Here is an 18,147-nt window from a genome sequence, read left to right as displayed (position 1 = left end):
GAACAGGATATTTCATTATTTTATTGCATAACCATTGACCCCCTATAGTCGCGCAGCCTACTAACCTGCTTGAAACACCAAGAACGAGGGCAACCATGAACTTCTCCATCCTGCGACGCGGTTTCATCTTCGCCGGCCTGACCCTGGCCCTCGGCGCCAGCTTCCTCGGCCAGCAGGCCTCGGCCGACGAGGACCTGCTCAAACAGATCCAGGGCAACGGCGCGATCAAGGTCGGCCTGGAAGGCACCTACCCGCCCTTCAGCTTCGTCGACGAGAACGGCAAGCTGTCCGGCTTCGAAGTGGACTTCGCCGAGCTGCTGGCCAAGGAACTGGGGGTGAAGGCCAAGCTCCAGCCGACCAAGTGGGATGGCATCCTCGCCGCCCTGGAGTCCAAGCGCCTGGACGTGGTGATCAACCAGGTGACCATCTCCGAGGAGCGCAAGAAGAAGTACGACTTCTCCGAGCCCTACACCGTCTCCGGCATCCAGGCCCTGGTGCGCAAGGGCGACGAAAGCAAGTACGACACGCCCGAGAAGCTCGCCGGGGTGAAGGTCGGCGTGGGCCTGGGCACCAACTACGAGCAGTGGCTGAAGCAGAACGTGCCGCAGGCCGACGTGCGCACCTACGAGGACGACCCGACCAAGTTCCAGGACCTGCGCAGCGGGCGCATCGACGTGATCCTGGTGGACCGCCTGGCCGCCTTCGACATGGTCAACAAGACCAAGGGCGCCATGGCCCTGACCGGCGCGCCCTTCGCCCGCCAGGAAGCCGGCATCGCCCTGCGCAAGGGCAACCCCGAGCTGCTCGGCGCGCTGAACAAGGCCATCGAGAAGTTCAAGGCCGATGGCTCGCTGAAAAAGCTCTCGGAGAAGTGGTTCCAGGCTGACGTCACCCAATGATCGACGAAAGCCTGCAGCTCGCTCTGGATTCCGCGCCCTTCCTGCTCAAGGGCGCGGTCTTTACCGTAGTCCTCAGCATCGGCGGGATGTTCTTCGGCCTGCTGCTGGGGTTCATCCTCGCCCTGGCGCGGCTGTATGGCCATGCGCTGTTCAGCTGGCTGGCGCGCATCTACGTGTCGTTCTTCCGCGGCACGCCGCTGCTGGTGCAGTTGTTCATGATCTACTACGGCCTGCCGCAGCTGGGCCTGGAGCTTGACCCGCTGCCGGCGGCGCTGATCGGCTTCTCGCTGAACATGGCCGCCTACGTCTGCGAGATCCTCCGCGCCGCCATCGGCTCCATCGATCGCGGCCAGTGGGAGGCAGCCTCCAGCATCGGCATGACGCGCGCCCAGACGCTGCGCCGGGTGGTGCTGCCGCAGGCCGCGCGCACCGCCCTGCCGCCGCTGGGCAACAGCTTCATCTCGCTGGTCAAGGACACCGCCCTGGCCGCCACCATCCAGGTGCCGGAGCTGTTCCGCCAGGCGCAGCTGATCACCGCGCGGACCTTTGAGGTGTTCACCATGTACCTCACCGCCGCGCTCATCTACTGGGTGCTCGCCAGCGTCCTGGCGCACCTGCAGAACCGCCTGGAAGAGCGGGTCAACCGCCATGACCGGGAGCACGAGGCATGATCGAGGTACGCAAGCTCACCAAGCAGTTCCGCGGCCAGGAAGTGCTCAAGGGCATCGACCTGTCGGTCGCGGCCGGCGAGGTGGTGGCGATCATCGGCCCCAGCGGCTCGGGCAAGACCACCCTGCTGCGCTGCCTGAACCTGCTGGAAATCCCCAACGGCGGGACCATCCGCGTCGGCGACATCGAGATCGACGCCTCGCGCCCGCTCAAGCCGCAGCAGGGGCTGATCCGCAAGCTGCGCCAGCACGTCGGCTTCGTGTTCCAGAACTTCAACCTGTTCCCCCACCGCACCGCGCTGGAAAACGTCATCGAAGGCCCGGTGATCGTCAAGAAGGAGCCCCGCGACAGCGCCGTGCAACGCGCCCGCCAATTGCTGGCGAAGGTCGGCCTGGCCGGCAAGGAAGACGCCTATCCCAAGCGCCTCTCCGGCGGCCAGCAGCAGCGCGTGGCCATCGCCCGGGCCCTGGCCATGCAGCCGGACGTGATCCTCTTCGACGAACCCACCTCGGCGCTCGACCCGGAGCTGGTCGGCGAAGTGCTGGCGACCATCCGCGGCCTGGCCCAGGAAAAGCGCACCATGGTCATCGTCACCCACGAGATGAGCTTCGCCCGCGACGTCGCCAACCGGGCGATCTTCATCGACAAGGGCGTGATCGTCGAACAGGGCGACGCCAAGACGCTGTTCGCCCAGCCCCGCGAGGAACGCACCCGGCAGTTCCTCAGCAAGTTCCTCAATCCCGACCAGGGGCGACCTGAATAAATCAAATAAGCCGATATGAAAGTTCGGATATTTGCGCTTTTATATCGACTAAAGCGGGATCAACATAGCCTCCATGAACCGCGCAGGCCGGCCGACTCGCCGGCCCGGCGCCCCAAGAGGACTGATCCCATGATCGAACGCAGACCCTTCGCCCAGCTCGGCGGCGCCCACCACGGCTGGCTGAACGCCAAGCACCACTTCTCCTTCGCCGAGTACTACGACCCCGAGCGCATGAGCTGGGGCAACCTGCGCGTCTGGAACGACGACGAGATCGACCCGGGCACCGGCTTCCCGCCGCACCCGCACCGCGAGATGGAAATCATCACCTACGTGCGCCAGGGGGCGATCACCCACCAGGACAGCCTGGGCAACAAGGGCCGTACCGAAGCGGGCGACGTGCAGGTGATGAGCGCCGGCAGCGGCATCGTCCACTCCGAATACAACCTGGAGCAGGACGTGACCAGGATCTTCCAGATCTGGATCCTGCCGACGCAACGCGGCGGCACGCCGTCCTGGGGCGCCAAGCCGTTCCCCAAAGGCGACCGCGCCGGCCGCTTCGTGATCCTCGCCAGCGGCGACGAAAACGACGAGGACACCCTGCGCATCCGCGCCGACGGCCGCCTGGCCGCCGCCACCCTGAAGGCCGGCCAGAGCGCCGAATACGCCCTGGGCAACGACCGCCGCGCCTACCTGGTGCCGGCGGCTGGCAAGGTGGAAGTCAACGGCGTGGTCCTGGAAGCCCGCGACGGCGCGGCCATCGCCGAGGAAGCGGTGGTGAAGGTGACGGCGCTGGAGGACAGCGAGGTGATTCTGGTGGATGTTGCCTGAGGGCCGTGGCGAAACGAAAAAGGGCACGCGTTTGCGTGCCCTTTTTCATTCGTCTGGTGGACCGAAGGAGGATCGAACTCCCGACCTCCGCATTGCGAACGCGGCGCTCTCCCAGCTGAGCTATCGGCCCGAGGTAGGCAGAATCTAGCCCAGCCGGCGACGCCAGGCAATGCCCCTTGCGCGGGTGCTCAGCGCTTGCGGCACAGCCCCATGCCATCGCCCAGCGGCAGCAGCGAATAGTCCACCCGCGCGTCGCTTTTCAGTGCCAGGTTCAGTTGCTGGATGGCGCGGGTGTCGGCGCTTTGCGGGTTGGTTTCGAGTACCCGGCCGCTCCACAGCACGTTGTCGAAGATCGCCAGGCCGCCCTGGCGCAGCAGGGTCAGGGCGTGTTCCAGGTAGCGTGGGTAGTTGGCCTTGTCGGCGTCGATGAAGGCGATGTCGAAGCTGCCCGCCTGCCCTGCCCTTTCCAGGCCGGCCAGGGTGTCCAGCGCAGGGCCCAGGCGCAGTTCGATGCGGCTGTCGACGCCGGCTTCGCGCCAGTAGGACTGCGCCGTGGCGTTGTAGTCGCCGGGCAGGTCGCAGCAGAGGATGTGGCCGTCTTCGGGCAGCGCCTCGGCCATGCACAGGGCGCTGTAGCCGGTGAAGGTGCCCACTTCGAGGATGCGCCGGGCGCCGGTCAGCTTGACCAGCAGGGCCAGGAACTGGCCTTGTTCGGGGGCGATCTGCCAGCGCGCCGTGGGCAGGGCGGCGGTTTCCTCGCGCAGGCGCGCCTTCAGCGGGGTGTCGCGCAGGGAGGTATCGAGCAGGTACTGGTAGAGCGCGTCGTCGAGGTTGAGCGTACGGGTGGTCATGTGGCCCTCCTGGAGATCAGGGGTGGAGGGCGAGGCTCTGTACCGCGAGGACGCGCTTGGCTTCCAGGAAGGCCCGCTGCCAGTAGGGGCTGTCGAGGCTGTCCAGGCGTACGGTCCCGCCCGTTCTGGGCGCATGCACAAAGCGCCCCTCGCCGACATAGATACCCGCATGGCTGACGTTGCGTCCACCGTTGGTGGCGAAGAACACCAGGTCGCCGCTCTGCAGGCCTTCGCGGCCGACCACGGGGGCGCGCATGCCGATCATCTCGCGGGTGGAGCGCGGCAGTTGCAGGCCGGTGGCGTCGCGGTAGACGTAGCCGATCAGGCCGCTGCAGTCGAAACCGCCATCCGGGGTATTGCCGCCCCAGCGATAGGGCGTACCCACCAGGCCGATGGCACGGATCAGCACGTCGTCCGCAGCCTGGGAATCGCTGAAGTTGTTCGAGGGCGCGTAGACCACCGGAGGCGGCGCGGGCGGCGTATGGCTGGCGCAGGCGGCCAGCAGGGAAACGAGTGCGAGGGTGATGATGCGGAGGGAGGTATGCATGTGATGGCATCCCCTGTTCAGGAATGCCATCACTTTGCACCGTCAAACGCTTAAGCGCAATACTTAAAGTAAAACTTTAAGATTAGCGCGTTACCGTCTGTTGCGCCTGGTAACCCGGCTCCAGGACGCGCTTGGCTTCCATGTAGCTCAGGCGCCAGTAGCTGTCGTCCAGGTTGTCCACCCGTACACCACCGCCGCGGCGGCTGGCGGAGTGGATGAACTGGCCATCGCCGATGTAGATGCCGGCGTGGCTCACACGTCCGCGACCACGGTTGTTGAAGAAGATCAGGTCGCCCGGTTGCAGGTCTTCCTTGGAGACCAGCGGGACGTCCATGGTGATCATCTCGCGCGTGGAACGCGGCAGCTTGATCCCAGCCTCTTCGCGGAACAGGTAGCCGACGAAGCCGCTGCAATCGAAACCGGTTTTTTCCGAACGGCCCCCGAAGCGATACGGCGTGCCGATCAGTTCGAATGCGCGATCCAGAATGCTGGAAACCCGCCCTGACGGGTTCCCGTTATCATTTCCTGCCCCCTCGTCTTCTACATCCGCCAGCGTTGCCTGATGGTGGTCAATCTGAGCCCAGCTGCGGGTGGCCTGCTCTACGGCGACCTGCTGTTGACCCGGCTGGGACTCTGGCGAATGGCTGGCGCAAGCGGCCAGCAGCAAGACGAAACTCATGGGCACGAGGGGTGCGAAGCGTCTAAGCATGGGCACGACCGTGTCTCATTAGTTCCATTAGCGCGCTAATTTGCCCGCTCGATCGAGCCGATGCAAGTTTTTTATCGCGAAATGTGACCTATCAGTTGCGGCAGAATGTCTAAGGCTCGTCCTGCAATTTTTACATCGACCCTCGAACTGAGGTCGGTCGGCGCCGGATTCACCTCGGCGACGAAGCCGCCGGCGGCCCGTGTGCGCAGCACCGGCTCGACGATGTAGGGGAAGCTCGCCGTGGTCCCCACCAGCAGCACGAGTTCGAAGCCTTTGCGCAATTCGCCGTAGAGGCTGTCGATCGCCGCCTCCGGCAACATCTCCTCGAACAGCACCACCGGCGGCCTCAGTACACCGCCACAGACCGCGCATCGCGGTGGCAGCGGACGCTGCAGGTGTTCCTCCAGCTCATCGCTCTCGGCCCCGCACGACTGGCAGTACAGCGGCCGCAGCTCGCCGTGGATCTCGATCAGCCGCTCCAGCGGCGAGCCCGCCTGGCGGTGGAAACCGTCGATGTTCTGCGTCAGCACCCAGCACTCCGGCTTGCGCCGCTGCAGTTCGGCGATGGCCTCGTGGCCGGCGTTGGGCGCTGCCGCGAGGCAGGCCCGGCCGAGTTGCGCCAGGTACTTCCAGCACAGCGCCGGGTCACGCCGCAGCATGGGCCCGGAGATGGCCTGCTCGATGGCGATGCCCTCCTCGGTCACGCCGTTGTACAGGCCGCCCAGGCCACGGTAGGTGGGCATGCCGGAATCCGCCGAGAGGCCGGCGCCGGTGATCACCAGGATGCGTTCGGCGGCCTGCACGGCGTGGACGAGCGCGGCCATTGATGAGTCCATGAGCGGGTTCCTGTCAGGCCGGCGTGTCGCCAGCGGGTGGGTGCCGTATGGCCAGGCGCTGCAGGCGCCCCAGCAGCGTCGTCCGTGGGATGCGCAGGCTGGCGGCGGCCTGCGAGAGGTTGCCCCGCGCCCGGCGCAAGGCCTCTTCTATCAGCTTGCGCTCCTGTTCCGCCAGCCTCTCGCGCAGGCCCAGCGCCGGCGACTCGTCTCCGGCCACCGCCATGTCCTGCGATTCCTCGTCGGCGAAGACCACCTCGTCAAGCACCAGTCCGCCCTGGCCATGCAGCAGCAGGCTGCGGCGGATCACGTTTTCCAGCTGGCGCACGTTGCCCGGCCAGGCGCAGGCCTGCAGGCGCGCCAGCGCCCGCGGCCCCAGGGCCGTCACCCGCGGGTTCAGGCTGCGCGCGTCGCGGCGCACGAAGGCCCGGGCCAGCAGCTCGACGTCAGCCGGGCGCTCGCGCAGCGGCGGAATGCTCAGGCAACCGACCTCCAGCCGGTAGTAGAGATCCTCGCGCAGGCGCCCCTCGGCGATCGCCTGGCGCGGCGCCTGGTTGCTCGCGGCGACCAGGCGCACGTCCGCGCGCATCGGCCGCAGGCCGCCCAGCGGCAGATAACTGCCGTCCTGCAGCACGCGCAGCAGCTTGCTCTGCAGGGCCATGGGCATGGAGTTGATCTCGTCGAGGAACAGCGTGCCACCTTCGGCCAGGGCGAACATGCCCTTGCGGTTCTCGGCGCCGGTGAAGGCGCCGCGGGTGGTGCCGAACAGGGTGCTCTCCAGCAGCGTCTCGGGGATGGCCGCGCAGTTCAGGCTGATCATCGGGCCGTTGCGCCGCGGGCTGAGGGCGTGGGCGCGGCGGGCGAAGAGTTCCTTGCCGGTGCCGGTCTCGCCATGGATCAGCAGCGGCAGGTCGGTCGCGGCGAAGATGTCCAGACGCTGCAACTGCCGCTGCAGGCCGGGGGTGACGCTGAGGATCGGCGGGCAGTCCGGCTCGTCGTCCGTTGCGGCGCATTCCGCCACCACCTCGCCCACCTCCATCGCCCCGAGCAACTGGCCGCCGCGGCCATGCAGCGGGATCGCCCGGTGCCGGTACTGCAGCAGCTCGCCGCCGGCGCCGACATAGGCCTGCAGCGTATCGATGGATGGCCGCTCCTGGGCCAGGCAACGCAGCAAGGTGCTCTGCTCCGCCTCCAGCCAAGGCGCGCTCTGCAGCACGTGCATGCCCAGCGCCTGCCGCGGATCGAGGCCGTCGAGCAGGCCGCTGGCCTGGTTGTAGTAGACGAAACGCCCCTGGGTGTCGACCACCGTGACCGGTTGCCGCAGCCCATCGAAGATCGGCGCCAGGCTGTCCACCAGCCAGCGCAATTCGTCCTTTTCCGTAGGAACCGTCGCATTCTCGACAACAGCCATGGCAGCCCAGCCTTTTATATCCGTCCGGTTTTCGACAACTGTCCCAGTTTCGACGAAAGCGCGCGAGCCCGCCCCGCTGCGGGTCAACGCCAGGCCAGGAAAACCGTCTGCGACACGCCGGCCCGCCTGGCGCACGCCTTGCAACGCGGCAAGCATCCACCTGCAAGAGGAAATGCCATGTTCAAGCACATCATCGCCCGCACCCCGGCCAGCAGCCTGGTCGACGGCCTGACCTCCAGCCACCTGGGCAAACCGGACTTCGCCAGGGCCCTGGAGCAGCACAACGCCTACATCCGCGCGCTGCAGACCTGCGACCTGGACATCACCCTGCTGCCGCCGGACGAGCGTTTCCCCGACTCGGTGTTCGTCGAGGACCCGGTGCTCTGCACCTCGCGCTGCGCCATCATCACCCGCCCTGGCGCCGAGTCGCGGCGCGGCGAGACCGCGATCATCGAGGAGACCATCCAGCGCTTCTATCCGGGCAAGGTCGAGCGCATCGAGGCGCCCGGCACGGTGGAAGCCGGCGACATCATGATGGTCGGCGAGCACTTCTACATCGGCGAATCGGCGCGGACCAACGCCGAGGGCGCCCGGCAGATGATCGCCCTCCTCGCCAAGCACGGCTTCACCGGCTCGGTAGTGCGCCTGGAGAAGGTGCTGCACCTGAAGACCGGGCTGGCCTACCTGGAACACGGCAACCTGCTGGCTGCCGGCGAGTTCGTCGACAAGCCGGAGTTCCAGCACCTGAACATCGTCGAGATCCCCGAGGAGGAGGCCTACGCGGCCAACTGCATCTGGGTCAACGAACGGGTGATCATGCCCGCCGGCTACCCGCGCACGCGGCAGAAGATCGCCGACCTCGGCTACCGGGTGATCGAGGTCGACACCTCCGAGTACCGCAAGATCGACGGCGGCGTCAGCTGCATGTCCCTGCGCTTCTGAACGGCCGCTCCAGCGGCGGGCCTGCCGGCCCGTCGCGCCGGCGCGGGCCCCCTCCCCTGCGTCGGCGTCATGCGTGGCGGCAAGTGCCGCCACGCCACCGGTTGCCGTTTCGGAGGCGCAAGATGTCGATTTCGGATAAAGGAAAACTCGGCCTGCCGGCGCTGACCGCCCTGGTGGTGGGCGGCATCATCGGCAGCGGTATCTTCAGCCTGCCGCAGAACATGGCCGAAGGCGCCGGCGCCGGGGCCATTCTCATCGCCTGGGGCATCACCTTCGTCGGCATGCTGACGCTGACGCGGGTCTTCCAGTGGCTGTCGACCACCTGCCCGGAACTGGACGACGGCGTCTACGGCTACGCCCGCGAGGGCTTCGGCGAGTACCTGGGCTTCAATGCCGCCTGGGGTTACTGGATTTCCGCCTGGGTCGGCAACGTCGGCTACCTCGTCGTGCTGTTCAGCGCCCTGGGTTCGTTCGGCGCGCTGGCCTTCTTCGGCGACGGCACCACCTGGCCGGCGCTGCTCGGCGAGCTGGCGGTGCTCTGGCTGATGCACGCCTTCGTCCTGCACGGGGTGCACAACGCGGCCATCACCAACGCCATCGTCACCCTGGCCAAGGTGGTGCCCATCGCCCTGTTCATCCTCTGCGTCGCCCTGGCCTTCCGCGTCGAGGTGTTCCGCCTGGACTTCTGGGGCAGCCCGGCGCTGGGCAGCGTCACCCGCCAGGTGGAAACCACCATGCTGTACACCGTGTGGGTCTTCCTCGGCATCGAAAGCGCCACCGTCTATGCCAGCCACGCGCGGCGCGCGGCCGACGTCAGCCGGGCCACCCTGCTCGGTTTCGTCATCACCCTGCTGTTGCTGGTCTGCGTCTCGGTGCTGTCGCTGGGGGTGGTGCCGCAGCACGAGCTGGCGCAGATGAAGAACCCGTCGATGGCCCAGGTGATGGCCGCGGCCGTGGGCCCCTGGGGCGCCACGCTGATCAACGCCGGCCTGATCGTTTCGGTGGGCGGCGCGCTGCTGGCCTGGACCATGCTGGCGGTGGAGATGCTCTACCTGGCCAGCCGCGGCGAAGGGCACACCGCGCCGGCGCTGTTCGGCAGGACCAACGACGTGGATACGCCAGCCCCGGCGCTGTGGCTGACCAACGCGCTGATCTCGGCGCTGCTGCTGGTCGCCTTCCTCAACGCCTCCGGCTACAACGCGCTGATCCAGCTGGCCACCTCGATGGCGCTGATCCCCTACCTGCTGTGTGCCGGCTTCTGCCTCAAGCGCGTGCTGCGGCAGCCGAGCCCGGCGCTGCTGGCGATGGCGACGCTGGGCACGCTCTACGGCGTCTGGCTGCTGTATGCCGCCGGCCTGAAGTACCTGCTGCTGTCGATGATTCTCTACGCCCCGGGGCTGGGCTTCTTCGTCCACGCCCGGCGCCAGCGCGGCCTGGCGGCCTTCGGCAACACCGGGGAGCGGGCGCTGGGCGCGCTGGTGCTGGCCCTGGCGCTGGCCGCGCTGTGGATGGTCGGCAGCGGCCGCCTGGGGCTCTAGTGGTTGACGGTGTACGACAGCATCATCGAGAGCTGGCACAGCGGCCGGCCGCTCTGCTCGTGCCAGGCGTTGAAGGCGGCCTGCACGGCGGCGAGGTCCTTCTGGCTGGTGGGCGCCTTGTCGACGATTTCCTGGGCCTTGAGCGCGGCGACCACGTCGTCGCTGGGGATGAAGGTGTCCTTGCCGGCCATGCGCAGGAAGCGCGGCGCCGACAGCCCGCCCAGCTGGTTGCCGCGCTTGGCCAGCAGCTTCCACAGGCCGACGATGTCGGTCACCGGCCAGTCCGCCAGCAGCTTGCCGAAGCTGCCGTGCTCATGGGCAATGTCGAGGATCATCTGGGCGTTGCGCGGCACGCTCTTGAGCTTGCCCAGGTGGCGGATCAGGCGGGTGTCCTGCATCAGGTTCTCCAGGCGCTCGCCGCCCATGAGCACCACCTTCTGCGGGTCGAAGCCGAAGAACACTTCCTCGAAGGCCGGCCACTTGGCGTCCACCAGGCTGTGCTTGAGGCCGGCGCGGAAGATGCGCAGGCTGATCAGCGACAGGTAGCGGTCATCGCTCACCGCGGCCAGTTCGGCCGGGCTCTTGGGCTGCGGCAGGCGCGCCTCCAGCGCCGCCGCCGAGCCGAAGCGGTTCAGGCAGTATTCGTGCAGCCATTGGTAGTCGCGCATCGCCCTTCCTTTATTACAGGTTCATCACGTCGACGAAGCGCGGCGTGGCGTTGTCGTCGATACGCAGGCTGGCGAAGTCGAACAGGTTGCGGTCGGCCAGTTGCGAGGGCACCACGTTCTGCAGGGCGCGGAACATGATCTCGGTGCGGCCGGGGGTCTTGCGCTCCCATTCCAGCAGCATTTCCTTGACCACCTGGCGCTGCAGGTTCTCCTGCGAACCGCAGAGGTTGCAGGGAATGATCGGGAATTCCTTGAGCACCGAGTAGGCCTCGATGTCCTTCTCGTTGCAGTAGGCCAACGGCCGGATCACCACGTTGCGGCCGTCGTCGGACAGCAGCTTGGGCGGCATGGCCTTGAGGGTGCCGCCGTAGAACATGTTGAGGAAGAAGGTCTCGAGGATGTCGTCGCGGTGGTGCCCCAGCGCCATCTTGGTCGCGCCGATTTCGTCGGCGTAGGTGTAGAGGGTGCCGCGGCGCAGGCGCGAGCACAGCGAGCAGGTGGTCTTGCCCTCGGGGATCTTCTCCTTCACCACCGAATAGGTGTCCTTCTCGATGATGTGGTACTGCACGCCGATGGACTCCAGGTAGGCCGGCAGCACGTGCTCGGGGAAGCCGGGCTGCTTCTGGTCCATGTTCACCGCGACGATCTCGAACTTGATCGGCGCGACTTTCTGCAGGTACAGCAGGATGTCGAGCAGGGTGTAGCTGTCCTTCCCGCCGGACAGGCAGACCATGACCTTGTCGCCGTCCTCGATCATGTTGAAGTCGGCGATGGCCTCGCCGACCTGGCGGCGCAGGCGTTTCTGCAGTTTGTTCTGGTTGACCGAAAGGGTGCTGGCCATGGTGCTGTGGAATCCGGGGGGAAGACGAAAAGCTGGTTATTTTACGCGCACCCCGCCTTCATCGGTAGCCTGATGCTAGGCTCATGCCCATGACACCCGACCTCGACGCCCGCCTCGACCTCGCCGGGCAGTTGCTCGAACTGCTGCGCGAGGCCCCTGAAGGCCTTTCCGAATATCAGTTGATCCAGCAGCTGAAGGCGCGGCATTCCACCCATGTCCCGCACCTGCCGCTGCTGGACAAGCTGGTGCTGTTCCGCACCCACTTCCTGGTGTTCAACGCCCTCTACCGCCTGCGCGATAAGCTTTGCGCCGACGAGGCCGGCTTCCTGCAGATCGGCCCGCTGCAGATCAGCCTGCTGCCCTGGCAACCCGGCGCGCCGGGCCTGGTGGAGAGCGACCCGCTGCGCGACTACTACCTGGACGAAAGCAACCTGCGCGACACCACCGAGCGCGACGTGGAGAAGCTGCTGGAAAGCTTCTGGACACGCATGCAGGGCGACGGCGAGAAGGCCGCCGCGCTGGCCCTGTTCGAGCTGGAAGACGGCCCGGTGGACTACGCGCTGATCAAGCTGCGCTACCGCCAACTGGTCAGCCAGCACCACCCGGACCGCGGCGGCAGCACCACGCGCCTGCAGTCGATCAACAAGGCGATGGAAATTCTCGAGCGCTATTACAGCCGCCCATGAAGCTCCGATTTGCTCTAACCTCAGGCAGGACGCGGCCTTCGGGGCTTTCCTATACTGCGACACAAGGTCGCACGAGTCTGACGGGCACCGGAAGGCGCTGGCCATGCGTCCCCGGCGCGGCGCTGGGAGGCGGCCTGCATAATAACGAGGAGGTTGCCGAGATGATCCATCATGTGTGGGGGCTCTTCACCCATCCCGATCAGGAATGGCAGGAAATCCGCGGCGAAGAAGAAAGCATCAGCCACATGTACCTGACCCATGTGCTGATATTGGCTGCCATCCCGGTCATCTGCGCCTACATTGGCACCACCCAGGTGGGTTGGGTGCTGGGCAGCGCGGGACCGGTCAAGTTGACACCGGCGAGCGCGATCCAGCTCACCGTGCTCACCTACGTGGCGATGCTCGCCGGCGTCGCCGTCATGGGCGCCTTCATCCACTGGATGGCGCGCACCTACGACGCCACTCCGAGCATGACCCAGTGCATCGTGTTCGCCGCCTACACGGCGACCCCGCTGTTCATCGGCGGCGTGGCCGCGCTCTACCCGCACCTGTGGCTGGGCATGGTCATAGGCACCGCGGCGATCTGCTACACGGTCTACCTGCTGTACGTCGGCATCCCGACCTTCATGAACATTCCCAAGGACGAAGGCTTCCTGTTCTCCAGCTCGGTGCTGGCGGTGGGCCTGGTGGTGCTGGTGGCGATGATCGCGCTGTCGGTGATCCTCTGGGGGAGCGGGGTGGGGCCGGAATATACCTGAGGCTTGACTAGCGAAGGCAGACCGGGCCCTGGGGGCCCGGTTTTCGTTTTTTGGGGTTTGGTTTCTGGCTTGGCCACAGAGCGTTGTCGAAGTCCTCCCCCTCTCCCTAACCCTCTCCCTGAAGGGAGAGGGGACCGTTGGGCAGAATCTGGCGTTATGGCGTCAGCCGGTCAGCCCGGCAGGTTCCGGCTGAAACCATCACTTCTCTCGGCACGGACAAGCCCCCTCTCCCTTCAGGGCGGGGCGCGCAGCCGAGGGCTGGGGAGAGGGCGCTCTTGAACCTGGCACCTACGCCGCCGGCAAACTCCGTTCGCGAGCAAGCTCGCTCCTACAACACCTGCTCTTCCTTGCCTGAAACTCCCTGCCGCTTGCCCGAACCTGCACGGCAGACGAGCGGCCTGCACAACGCCGGCGCCTGCGGCATAATCGGCAGCCGTCGGAGAAAATACTGTATGCCCGAACAGCTCAACGCCCGTGTCGAAGCCTGCTACCAGTTGGCGGAAAGCTTCTTCCAGCGCCGCTTCCCGCGTCCGGAAGTGAGCTTCCGCCTGCGCGGGCAGAAGGCCGGGGTGGCGCACCTGGACGAGAACCTGCTGCGCTTCAACCCCCAGCTCTACCGCGAGAACCGCGAGCACTTCCTCAAGCAGACCGTGGCCCACGAGGTCGCGCACCTGATCGCGCACCAGATGTTCGGCCCGCGCATCCGCCCCCACGGCGAGGAGTGGCAACTGATCATGCGCGGCGTCTACGGCCTGCCGCCGGACCGCTGCCACACCTACGAGATCAAGCGGCGCCGCGCCACGCGCTACATCTACCGCTGCCGCTGCGACGAGAACCCCGACTTCCCCTTCTCCGCCCAGCGCCACAACCTGGTGGCCCAGGGCCGCCGCTACTACTGCCGGCGCTGCCGCACCACCCTGGTGTTCACCGGGGAAGTGGTCCGCGAGTAGCCTCAGCCCACCGCGCCCGCGGCCTTAAGCGCCGCCACCTGCTCGTCGCTGTAGCCCAGTTCGGCCAGGACCTCGGCGCTGTGCGCGCCCGCCGCCACGCCTATGTGTTTCGGTGCCGGCAGGCCGGCGGAGAAGCGGATCGGGCAGGCCATCTGCCGCTGGCTGCGGCAATCGCCGCGGGGCACTTCGGTGACCAGGCCGCGGGCCTGGATCTGCGGGTGCTCCACCGCTTCGGACAGCGGCAGCATCGGCTCCACGCAAGCGTCCACGGCGGCGAAGCGCTCGCGCCAGTCGGCGAAATCGCGCTTCTCGAACTCGATGGCGATCTCGCGCTTGAGCAGTCGCTGGTCCTCGGCCTTGGGCGACAGGCCACGCGCGGCCAGCTCGGGGCGGCCGATGGCGGCGCAGAACTGCTGCATGAACTGCGGCTCCAGGCTGCCGACCGAGAACCAGCGGCCATCGCGGGTGCGGTAATAGTCGTAGAAGCTGCCGCCATTCAGCGCCTGGGCCTCCATGCCCGGCTCCACGCCGCAGGCCAGGTAACCGGCGCCAGCCATGCCGTTCAGGCTGAAGGCGCAGTCGGTCATGCTGATGTCCACCTGCTGGCCCTCGCCGGTCTGCTGCCGGTGGATGACTGCAGCGAGCAAGCCCATCACCCCGTGCAGCGAGCCGCCGGCGATATCCGCCAGTTGCACGCCCAGGGGCAGCGGGCCGGTGTCGCGGCGCCCGGTGTAGCTGGCTACGCCGGCCAGGGCCAGGTAGTTGATGTCGTGCCCGGCGCGGTCGCGGTAGGGCCCGGTCTGGCCGTAGCCGGTGATGGAAACGTAGATCAGCTTCGGGTTGATCGCCTTGAGCGCCTCGTAGCCCACCCCCAGCTTGTCCATGACGCCGGGGCGGAACTGCTCCAGGACGATGTCGTACTCGCGCACCAGTTGCTTCACCACCTCCACCGCCTCGGGCCGCTTCAGGTCCAGGGCGATGCTGCGCTTGTTGCGGTTGAGGTAGGCGTGGCTGGCCGAGACGCCGTCGTCATGGGGCGGCAGCACGCGCACCAGGTCCATGCGCGTGGGCGATTCCACCCGCAGCACCTGGGCGCCCATGTCGGCCAGCAGCAGCGAGGCGAAGGGCCCCGGCAGCAGGGTGGAGAAGTCGAGGACTTTCAGCGAGGCGAGCGGGCCTTTCATGGGAACTCCTGGGTCTGGTTTTCCGCGCCCCCGCGTTCGCGGGGGCCCAGTGAAGCAGCCGCGCCTCAGAGCTTCATGCCGCGGCTGATGATCTCCTTCATGATCTCCGAGGTGCCGGCGAAGATGCGCTGGATGCGCGCGTTGGCGTACATCCGGCAGATCGGGTATTCCCACATGTAACCCCAGCCGCCGTGCAGTTGCACGCCCTCGTCGACCACCTTGCCGAGCAGTTCGGTGGTGAACAGCTTGGCCTCGGCGGCCACCTCGGGGCTGAGCTTCTTCTGGTTGTGGTCCATCACGCAACGGTCGGTGAACACCTGAGCCACGTCCACCTGGGTGCGCATCTCGGCGAGCTTGAAGCGGGTGTTCTGGAAGTGCGCGATGGGCCGGCCGAAGGCCTTGCGCTCCTTCACGTAGTCGAGGGTGGCCTGCAGCGCCGCTTCGGCCCCGGCCACCGCGCCGCAGGCGTTGGTCAGGCGTTCCTGGGCGAGCATGTTCATCAGGTAGTAGAAGCCGCCCTTGGCGTCGCCCAGCAGGTTCTCCTTGGGCACCTTCACGTCGTTGAAGAACAGTTCGGCGGTGTCCTGGCTTTTCATGCCGAGCTTCTTCAGGTTGCGCCCGCGCTCGAAGCCGGGCATGCCGCGCTCGACCAGGAACAGGCCCATGGCGTGCTTGTTGTTCGGGTCGGTCTTGGCCGCGACTATCACCAGGTCGGCCAGCAGGCCGTTGGAGATGAACACCTTGGAGCCGTTGAGGACGTAGTGGTCGCCCTTGTCCACGGCGGTGGTGCGCATGCCGGCCAGGTCGGAGCCGGCGGCAGGCTCGGTCATGGCCACGGCAAGGATGGTCTCGCCGCGGATGATCCCGGGCAGGAAGCGCGCCTTCTGCTCGGCGTTGCCGTATTCGGCGATGTAGGGCCCGCACAGCGCCGAGTGCAGCGGGATCATGAAGCCCGGCTCGTTGATGCGCGCCAACTCCTCGCACATGATCTGCTCGTAGCGGAAGTCCTTCAGCCCGGCGCCGCCGTATTCCTCGTCGGCCCAGGGCAGCAGGAAGCCCAGCTCGCCGGCCTTCAGCCAGACGCTGCGGTCGACCACCCCGGCCTCTTCCCAGGCCTCCTGGTGCGGCACCACTTCCTTGGCGAGGAAGGCGGCGAAGGCATCGCGGAACAGGTTGTGCTCGGTCTCGAAGTGTATGCGCTGCATGCTGGCGAATCCTGGTCGGTGGAAGTGCCGGCAGGTTAGGTGCCAGCCCCGCCACGCCTCAATGACGGCAGCGCTCAGCCTGGATTGACGCTTTCGGTCAAGCGCCATGCCTGGACGGCAGCCAGCATTGACGGTGCGCCGAGGCGCCCTTCGCAGGATGGGTTGAGCGTGCGAAACCCATCGGGCCATGCTGATGGGTATCGCTTCGCTCAACGCCAGCCTACGGGTCTTGTGTTTGCCGGAGGGCGTAGGAGCGGACCTTGTCCGCGATAGCCGGACGTATCGGCGCGGTTCGCGGATGAGATCCGCTACGCTGCCCCAGCCGCGCCGCTCCCCTGTAGGAGCGCGCCCTGCGCGCGAATCACGGGCAGGGCCCGCAGCTGGGAAATCGCGGTGTTCCCCCTGTAGGAGGACTCCGTCCGCGATGGGCGGTTCGGCGGATAAAAAAGCCCCGCCAGGCGGCGGGGCTCAAACCATAGGAGTGACGTCTTGCTTCAGCCCGCCATTACCACAGCGGCATGGTGTAGCTGAGGATCAGGCGGTTCTCGTCGGCCTTGTTGGACGAGGCGCTGTTGCGGGCGAAGTCGCTGCGGGTGGTCGCGTTGCGCCACTTGACGCCGAAGCCCTTGAGCGCGCCTTCCTGGACGACGTAGGCGATGTCGGTGTCGCGTTCCCATTCCTTGCCGTCGTCGCCGCTGGCGTTCAGCAGGTCGACGTTGTCGCCCTTCACGTAGCGGGTCATGAAGGTCAGGCCGGGGATGCCGAGGCCGGCGAAGTTGTAGTCGTAGCGGGCCTGCCAGGACTTCTCGTCCTTGTTGGCGAAGTCCAGGATCTGGATGTAGTTCACCAGGTAGGGGTCGGTACCGTTGATGTAGGCAAAGCCGGTGTCGCCGCTCATCTTCTGGTAGCCGACGCCGAAGGCGTGGTAGCCCAGGTTATAGGTGACCATGGCGTTGAACGCCTTGTTGTCGACATTGCTGCCGCCGTCGTCGGTGGACTTGGCCCAGCGGACGTCGGACTTCAGCGACTGGCCTTCGGCGATCGGCAGGGTCCAGCCGAGGGTCAGGTAGTGCTGCTTGTAGAAGTCGTCCAACTGGCCGTAGTGGTAGCCGGTGCTGAAGTTCTTGGTCCAGTTGTAGGTGGCGCCGGCGTAGTCGAACTCGTTGGTGGTGTTGCCGCTGCGCACGGTGATGTTCTTCTTGCCGCCGGTGGTGACGGTCATTTCCTCGTAGTTGGAGGAGTCACGGCGGTTGGTCTGGTTCAGGCGGCCGGCGTCGAAGTTCAGGCCTTCGAGCTGGGTGGAGTTGACCGCGCTACCCACGAAGAGCTGCGGCAGCAGGCGGCTGTCGTTGGTCACCACGACCGGCAGCTTGGGCGTCAGGGTGCCCATCTTCAGGGTGTTTTTCTCGTAGCGCAGCTTGAGGGTCGCGCCGCCCTTGCTGAAATCGTCCGGCGCGTCGCCGTCGGCGGTCTTGGGCAGCAGGCCGGTGCCGGTGCGGTCGGCGCTGGAGTCCAGCTTCAGGCCCAGCGCGGCGATGCCGTCGACGCCCACGCCGATGGTGCCGTCGGTGTAGCCCGACTCGAATTTCAGGATGAAGCCCTGGCCCCACTCTTCCTGCTTGCTCTGCTGCGCCTGGGTGGAGCTGCGGAAATCGCGGTTGAAGTAGAAGTTGCGCAGTTCAACGTTGGCCTTGCTGTCCGAAATGAAGTCGGCGTGAGCGACTGCAGGTACGACAATGCTGGCGCCGAGCACGGCCTGCGCCAGGCCGCCCATGGCAAAACCGGCGTAGTTCTTACGGATCATCAGGATTTCCCCTTATGGTGTTTTAAGCGTTGAACACGCTGAGCGCCTGGCATGCAGGGCG

The 18,147-nt window shown here is 66.6% G+C and carries 19 protein-coding genes and 1 tRNA gene; 9 read left to right on the top strand and 11 right to left on the bottom strand.

The annotated features are described in order from the left end of the window. Nucleotides 1–95: 95 nt before the first annotated feature. The 4 genes from tcyJ (at nt 96) to IG194_RS22180 (ending at nt 3,159) form a co-directional block, all read left to right on the top strand. The gene (tcyJ, locus tag IG194_RS22195; protein ID WP_009618462.1) at nt 96–899 is read left to right on the top strand and encodes a cystine ABC transporter substrate-binding protein; all 804 of its coding nucleotides are present in this window, start codon (nt 96–98) and stop codon (nt 897–899) included. Then, nucleotides 899–1,570 carry a cystine ABC transporter permease gene (gene tcyL / locus IG194_RS22190; RefSeq protein ID WP_024128231.1) on the top strand — a complete coding sequence of 224 codons (672 nt, stop codon included), beginning with the start codon at nt 899–901 and terminating at the stop codon, nt 1,568–1,570. The genes tcyJ and tcyL overlap by 1 nt, the downstream gene beginning before the upstream one ends. Beyond that, the gene (gene tcyN / locus IG194_RS22185; protein WP_009618464.1) at nt 1,567–2,331 is read left to right on the top strand and encodes an L-cystine ABC transporter ATP-binding protein TcyN; all 765 of its coding nucleotides are present in this window, start codon (nt 1,567–1,569) and stop codon (nt 2,329–2,331) included. The genes tcyL and tcyN overlap by 4 nt, the downstream gene beginning before the upstream one ends. A gap of 129 nt (nt 2,332–2,460) precedes the next feature. After that, nucleotides 2,461–3,159: a pirin family protein gene (locus tag IG194_RS22180; protein WP_058488771.1), complete on the top strand. Its 699-nt coding sequence runs from the start codon at nt 2,461–2,463 to the stop codon at nt 3,157–3,159. Between the two features lie 54 nt (nt 3,160–3,213). Here the strand turns inward: IG194_RS22180 and IG194_RS22175 are convergent. The 6 genes from IG194_RS22175 to IG194_RS22150 all read right to left on the bottom strand — a co-directional run bounded on the left by IG194_RS22175 (nt 3,214) and on the right by IG194_RS22150 (nt 7,510). Then, nucleotides 3,214–3,289, bottom strand: a tRNA-Ala gene (locus tag IG194_RS22175). A gap of 58 nt (nt 3,290–3,347) precedes the next feature. Next, nucleotides 3,348–4,010: a class I SAM-dependent methyltransferase gene (locus IG194_RS22170; protein ID WP_058488770.1), complete on the bottom strand. Its 663-nt coding sequence runs from the start codon at nt 4,008–4,010 to the stop codon at nt 3,348–3,350. 16 nt (nt 4,011–4,026) lie between these two features. After that, on the bottom strand, nt 4,027–4,557 hold the full coding sequence (locus tag IG194_RS22165) for a C40 family peptidase (protein WP_043314203.1): 531 nt from the start codon (nt 4,555–4,557) through the stop codon (nt 4,027–4,029). Between the two features lie 82 nt (nt 4,558–4,639). Then, nucleotides 4,640–5,272, bottom strand: a complete 633-nt coding sequence (locus IG194_RS22160) for a C40 family peptidase (RefSeq protein ID WP_089391873.1) — start codon at nt 5,270–5,272, stop codon at nt 4,640–4,642. Between the two features lie 65 nt (nt 5,273–5,337). Continuing rightward, nucleotides 5,338–6,102 (bottom strand): NAD-dependent deacylase, encoded by a 765-nt coding sequence (locus IG194_RS22155; protein WP_058488769.1) that lies wholly within the window; start codon nt 6,100–6,102, stop codon nt 5,338–5,340. 13 nt (nt 6,103–6,115) lie between these two features. Continuing rightward, entirely contained in the window at nt 6,116–7,510 is a 1,395-nt protein-coding gene (locus IG194_RS22150) for a sigma-54 interaction domain-containing protein (protein WP_058488768.1), read from the bottom strand. Between the two features lie 177 nt (nt 7,511–7,687). Here IG194_RS22150 and ddaH point away from each other — a divergent pair, with 177 nt between their 5' ends. Then, the gene (gene ddaH, locus IG194_RS22145) at nt 7,688–8,452 is read left to right on the top strand and encodes a dimethylargininase (RefSeq protein ID WP_058488767.1); all 765 of its coding nucleotides are present in this window, start codon (nt 7,688–7,690) and stop codon (nt 8,450–8,452) included. 122 nt (nt 8,453–8,574) lie between these two features. After that, nucleotides 8,575–9,990: a basic amino acid/polyamine antiporter gene (locus IG194_RS22140; protein ID WP_058488766.1), complete on the top strand. Its 1,416-nt coding sequence runs from the start codon at nt 8,575–8,577 to the stop codon at nt 9,988–9,990. On the opposite strand, the gene IG194_RS22135 is transcribed toward IG194_RS22140, so the two are convergent. Next, nucleotides 9,987–10,658, bottom strand: coding sequence for a DNA-3-methyladenine glycosylase I (locus IG194_RS22135; protein ID WP_043314198.1), 672 nt, complete (start codon nt 10,656–10,658; stop codon nt 9,987–9,989). The genes IG194_RS22140 and IG194_RS22135 overlap by 4 nt on opposite strands. 13 nt (nt 10,659–10,671) lie before the next feature. Then, entirely contained in the window at nt 10,672–11,499 is an 828-nt protein-coding gene (gene ttcA, locus IG194_RS22130) for a tRNA 2-thiocytidine(32) synthetase TtcA (protein WP_058488765.1), read from the bottom strand. 89 nt (nt 11,500–11,588) lie between these two features. On the opposite strand from ttcA, the gene IG194_RS22125 reads away from it, so the two are divergent. From IG194_RS22125 to IG194_RS22115, 3 genes are all read left to right on the top strand, one after another. Then, nucleotides 11,589–12,185, top strand: coding sequence for a DNA-J related domain-containing protein (locus IG194_RS22125; RefSeq protein WP_058488764.1), 597 nt, complete (start codon nt 11,589–11,591; stop codon nt 12,183–12,185). A 161-nt stretch (nt 12,186–12,346) separates the two neighbouring features. Beyond that, nucleotides 12,347–12,943, top strand: coding sequence for a Yip1 family protein (locus tag IG194_RS22120; protein WP_009618488.1), 597 nt, complete (start codon nt 12,347–12,349; stop codon nt 12,941–12,943). A gap of 452 nt (nt 12,944–13,395) precedes the next feature. Further along, complete coding sequence (locus IG194_RS22115; RefSeq protein WP_009618490.1) at nt 13,396–13,893, top strand: SprT family zinc-dependent metalloprotease; 498 nt, start codon at nt 13,396–13,398, stop codon at nt 13,891–13,893. A gap of 2 nt (nt 13,894–13,895) precedes the next feature. Here IG194_RS22115 and IG194_RS22110 read toward each other — a convergent pair whose 3' ends face one another. The 3 genes from IG194_RS22110 to IG194_RS22100 all read right to left on the bottom strand — a co-directional run bounded on the left by IG194_RS22110 (nt 13,896) and on the right by IG194_RS22100 (nt 18,086). After that, nucleotides 13,896–15,077 carry a CaiB/BaiF CoA transferase family protein gene (locus IG194_RS22110; protein WP_058488763.1) on the bottom strand — a complete coding sequence of 394 codons (1,182 nt, stop codon included), beginning with the start codon at nt 15,075–15,077 and terminating at the stop codon, nt 13,896–13,898. Nucleotides 15,078–15,142: 65 nt separating this feature from the next. Further along, the gene (locus IG194_RS22105; RefSeq protein ID WP_058488762.1) at nt 15,143–16,282 is read right to left on the bottom strand and encodes an acyl-CoA dehydrogenase family protein; all 1,140 of its coding nucleotides are present in this window, start codon (nt 16,280–16,282) and stop codon (nt 15,143–15,145) included. A 505-nt stretch (nt 16,283–16,787) separates the two neighbouring features. Beyond that, nucleotides 16,788–18,086, bottom strand: coding sequence for an OprD family porin (locus tag IG194_RS22100; RefSeq protein ID WP_082996333.1), 1,299 nt, complete (start codon nt 18,084–18,086; stop codon nt 16,788–16,790). Nucleotides 18,087–18,147 lie beyond the last annotated feature (61 nt).

The sequence above is a fragment of the Pseudomonas sp. ADPe genome, assembly GCF_014843515.1.
Lineage (GTDB): Bacteria > Pseudomonadota > Gammaproteobacteria > Pseudomonadales > Pseudomonadaceae > Pseudomonas > Pseudomonas citronellolis.
This window is presented reverse-complemented; position numbering and strand designations above follow the sequence as displayed.

Bases quoted from the DNA above. Each gene is read 5' to 3' on its own strand.
- tcyJ (WP_009618462.1), top strand. From the start codon at position 96: ATGAACTTCTCCATCCTGCGACGCGGTTTCATCTTCGCCGGCCTGACC.
- tcyN (WP_009618464.1), top strand. From the start codon at position 1,567: ATGATCGAGGTACGCAAGCTCACCAAGCAGTTCCGCGGCCAGGAAGTG.
- IG194_RS22180 (WP_058488771.1), top strand. From the start codon at position 2,461: ATGATCGAACGCAGACCCTTCGCCCAGCTCGGCGGCGCCCACCACGGC.
- IG194_RS22170 (WP_058488770.1), bottom strand. From the start codon at position 4,010: ATGACCACCCGTACGCTCAACCTCGACGACGCGCTCTACCAGTACCTG.
- IG194_RS22165 (WP_043314203.1), bottom strand. From the start codon at position 4,557: ATGCATACCTCCCTCCGCATCATCACCCTCGCACTCGTTTCCCTGCTG.
- IG194_RS22155 (WP_058488769.1), bottom strand. From the start codon at position 6,102: ATGGACTCATCAATGGCCGCGCTCGTCCACGCCGTGCAGGCCGCCGAA.
- IG194_RS22150 (WP_058488768.1), bottom strand. From the start codon at position 7,510: ATGGCTGTTGTCGAGAATGCGACGGTTCCTACGGAAAAGGACGAATTG.
- ddaH (WP_058488767.1), top strand. From the start codon at position 7,688: ATGTTCAAGCACATCATCGCCCGCACCCCGGCCAGCAGCCTGGTCGAC.
- IG194_RS22140 (WP_058488766.1), top strand. From the start codon at position 8,575: ATGTCGATTTCGGATAAAGGAAAACTCGGCCTGCCGGCGCTGACCGCC.
- IG194_RS22135 (WP_043314198.1), bottom strand. From the start codon at position 10,658: ATGCGCGACTACCAATGGCTGCACGAATACTGCCTGAACCGCTTCGGC.
- ttcA (WP_058488765.1), bottom strand. From the start codon at position 11,499: ATGGCCAGCACCCTTTCGGTCAACCAGAACAAACTGCAGAAACGCCTG.
- IG194_RS22125 (WP_058488764.1), top strand. From the start codon at position 11,589: ATGACACCCGACCTCGACGCCCGCCTCGACCTCGCCGGGCAGTTGCTC.
- IG194_RS22120 (WP_009618488.1), top strand. From the start codon at position 12,347: ATGATCCATCATGTGTGGGGGCTCTTCACCCATCCCGATCAGGAATGG.
- IG194_RS22115 (WP_009618490.1), top strand. From the start codon at position 13,396: ATGCCCGAACAGCTCAACGCCCGTGTCGAAGCCTGCTACCAGTTGGCG.
- IG194_RS22110 (WP_058488763.1), bottom strand. From the start codon at position 15,077: ATGAAAGGCCCGCTCGCCTCGCTGAAAGTCCTCGACTTCTCCACCCTG.
- IG194_RS22105 (WP_058488762.1), bottom strand. From the start codon at position 16,282: ATGCAGCGCATACACTTCGAGACCGAGCACAACCTGTTCCGCGATGCC.
- IG194_RS22100 (WP_082996333.1), bottom strand. From the start codon at position 18,086: ATGATCCGTAAGAACTACGCCGGTTTTGCCATGGGCGGCCTGGCGCAG.